Raw genomic sequence first — 1,439 nt, 5'->3', positions numbered from 1 at the left:
TCTCAAATTCAGTTAACAATTTCACAGTTGTTTTCTTCAGTCTCTCTCTCAGCCATGGCTGCAGCCATCTCCACCGTCGCTGCCGCTGCCGCCGCCAACCGAGCTCTGGGAGTGTCAGTCCCAACCTCAGCTTTCATGGGGAAGAAAGTGAGCTCAAGATTCAACAACACCAGGCAGGTTCCTTCGGGAAGTTTTAAGGTGATGGCGGCGGAGAAAGAGATAGACGAAGAGACACAGACCGAAAAGGACCGATGGAAAGGGTTGGCTTACGATATTTCGGACGACCAACAAGACATTACTCGAGGGAAAGGGATGGTGGATTCCTTGTTCCAAGCTCCCATAAATGATGGAACTCACTATGCTGTCATGAGTTCCTATGAATACATCAGCCAAGGTCTTAAAACGTACGATTTGGACAACAACATGGATGGTTTCTACATTGCTCCTGCATTCATGGACAAGCTTGTTGTTCACATCACCAAGAACTTCATGTCCCTCCCTAACATTAAGGTTCCTCTAATCTTGGGTATTTGGGGAGGCAAAGGTCAAGGAAAATCTTTCCAATGTGAGCTTGTGTTTGCCAAGATGGGGATCAACCCCATCATGATGAGTGCCGGAGAACTGGAAAGTGGAAACGCCGGTGAACCAGCCAAGTTGATCAGGCAAAGGTACCGTGAAGCCGCCGACATAATCAACAAGGGCAAAATGTGCGCCCTCTTCATTAACGATCTCGATGCTGGTGCCGGTCGTATGGGAGGAACCACCCAATACACAGTCAACAACCAGATGGTTAATGCTACCCTCATGAACATCGCCGATAACCCCACCAACGTCCAGCTCCCCGGTATGTACAACAAGGAAGAGAACCCCCGTGTCCCCATTATCGTCACTGGTAACGATTTCTCCACACTGTATGCTCCTCTCATCCGTGACGGTCGTATGGAGAAATTTTACTGGGCACCAACTAGGGACGACCGTGTCGGTGTTTGCAAAGGTATTTTCAGGACCGACGGCATCCCAGATGAAGACATTGTTAAGCTCGTCGACACCTTCCCCGGCCAATCCATCGATTTCTTCGGTGCCTTGAGGGCTCGGGTTTACGATGACGAAGTGAGGAAATGGATCGGTGATGTCGGAGTTGCAGGCATAGGGAAGAAGTTAGTGAACTCAAGGGACGGACCTCCAACATTTGAGCAACCGAAAATGACCATTGAAAAGCTATTGGAATATGGAAACATGCTTGTTGCTGAGCAAGAGAATGTTAAGAGAGTCCAATTGGCTGACAAATACTTGAGTGAAGCTGCCCTTGGTGAAGCTAATGAAGATTCTATCAACAGAGGAACTTTCTATGGCAAAGCAGCACAACAAGTTGGGGTTCCAGTTCCCGAAGGATGCACTGATCCAAATGCTGATAACTTTGATCCAACGGCTAGAAGTAG

General features: G+C 48.4%; 1 protein-coding gene. It reads left to right on the top strand.

Annotated elements, in window-relative coordinates; translation table 11 throughout:
• Nucleotides 1-54 precede the first annotated feature (54 nt).
• On the top strand, nt 55-1,439 hold a 1,385-nt coding region (locus IE294_RS50375), incomplete at its 3' end, for a ribulose bisphosphate carboxylase/oxygenase activase (RefSeq protein ID WP_229918269.1).

It is taken from the genome of Streptomyces canarius (assembly GCF_014650735.1).
In the GTDB taxonomy this organism is placed as follows: domain Bacteria; phylum Actinomycetota; class Actinomycetes; order Streptomycetales; family Streptomycetaceae; genus Streptomyces; species Streptomyces olivaceoviridis.
The sequence above is the reverse complement of the archived record's forward strand: the minus strand, read 5'-3'. Positions and strand labels throughout refer to the sequence as shown.